Source organism: Paracoccus gahaiensis (assembly GCF_005048225.1).
GTDB lineage: Bacteria > Pseudomonadota > Alphaproteobacteria > Rhodobacterales > Rhodobacteraceae > Paracoccus > Paracoccus gahaiensis.
In genome coordinates this window covers 1-1,659 of record NZ_SUNI01000069.1, presented here as the reverse complement: position 1 = coordinate 1,659, position 1,659 = coordinate 1, and the positions used below count along the sequence as shown (strand labels likewise).

General features: G+C 62.7%; 1 protein-coding gene. It reads right to left on the bottom strand.

Annotated features, from left to right (window positions below; all coding sequences use genetic code 11):
* Window positions 1-32 precede the first annotated feature (32 nt).
* Window positions 33-1,543, bottom strand: a protein-coding gene (locus tag FA743_RS20105) for an IS3 family transposase (protein ID WP_246055089.1) whose coding sequence is annotated in 2 segments (ribosomal slippage) — window positions 33-1,117 and window positions 1,117-1,543 — 1,512 coding nt in all. Because the reading frame shifts where the segments join, the coding sequence is not laid out codon by codon here.
* Window positions 1,544-1,659 lie beyond the last annotated feature (116 nt).

The following is a 1,659-nucleotide window of genomic DNA, read 5'->3' as shown; positions in this document are numbered from 1 at the left end:
GCGGTGTTTGTCAAAGGAGTTGTCCGCTGATTTCATGCGGCGTCTCTGATTTCAGGGACGCTGATTTCGTTTTCGGGATTGAGCCAGACCGGTCCGGCGGGTTGCCAGTTGCGGGTTTTGCCTGACCAGCGTTCCGGCTTTTGCGCCCGTGCATTTGCATAGAGAACGGCGCGGTCTGCCAGCGTTGCGCGGTCACGGCCAGCGTGGCGCGCATTTGGTGTGACGAAGCGGATCGCGCTGTGCAGGTGCTCGCCATTATACCAGCTGGCGAAGGATTTCACCCAGGCCTGTGCATCTGCTTTTGTCGCAAACCCCTTGGTCGGCCAGTCCGGGCGGTATTTGCAGGTTCGGAACAGCGCTTCCGAGAACGGATTGTCGTTGCTGACCCTGGGGCGGCTGTAGGATGCGGTGATGCCGAGTTTCTCCAGGGTCGTCTTCATTGTGGCACCCTTCATCGGGCTGCCATTGTCGGCGTGCAGAACCAGCGGGCGCAGGGTGCAGCCCTCGGCCATGACCGCCTGCCGGATCAGGACGGCCGCCTGATCCGCGCTCTCGCGCTCATGAACTTCCCAGCCCACGATCTTGCGGCTGAAGATGTCCACGATCAGATAGAGGTAGAAGAACATGCCTGCGACCGGCCCTGGCATCCAGGTTATGTCCCAGGACCAGACCTTGCAGGGTGCGCTGGCCTTGTAGCTGGTCGGCGGCTTGCGCCGGATCGGCGGCTTGGCACGACCCCGGTGATGTTGCTGCCCATCTGTGCGCAAAATGCGATAGAAACTGGACTCGGATGCCAGATAGCGTCCCTGATCGGCCAGTTTCGGCACGATCTGGCTCGGCGGCAGACTGGCAAATTCTCCGGAATTGCAGGTATCCAATACGGCCAGGCGTTCAGCCGCACTCAGCTTGTTGGCCGGTTCCGGGCGTGGCACGAGAGGCCGCTGATCCGCGTGGACCTCGCTGTCCCTCGTCCAGCGCCGCAGGGTGCGGTCGCTGATCTCCAGCACGGCGCAGGCCGGGGCACGACGCGCGCCAGCAGTGACGGCCTCTTCGATCAGCAGCGTAGCGAATTGGCGATGTGGGGTGCTGATCATGCGTCCTCGTCGCCCCCCCAGATCGCCTGAGCCTTTTTTCGCAGAACCAGAAGTGCCGCGGTTTCGGCCAATGCGCGGTCCTTGCGGGCCAGGTCCCGTTCCAGGTCCTTGACCCGCTTCTTCTCTTCCTTGGTCGCCTGACCAATCCGGGCCATGCTGCTGCGATCCCAGTCATTCGCCTGCTCACAAGCGGACCGCCATGCCGCGACCTGCGCAGAATAAAGTCCGCGCTTGCGGCAGTATTCGGCCAGATCAGCCTCGTTCAGCGCCGCCGTTTCCAACACCGCCGCAAACTTGTCACGCGACGACCAGCCCTCGGGACCCGCATCGGCATCGGGCAACAGCTGCCCCTTGCCGCGCGCCTCGGCACGCCACTTGTGGAGTGTCGCCTCCGAAATCCCTTCCTCCTGCGAAAGCTGCCGAATGGCCATGGTGTTCGGCGGCAGCATCCGCTTCAGCACAGCCGCCTTGCGTTCCGGTGAATATCCCACGTCATCGTCCTATCCCGCCCACCTGAAAAATAAAGGAAAAGTAGAGCAGCGGACAACTTCCCTGACACGGGGGG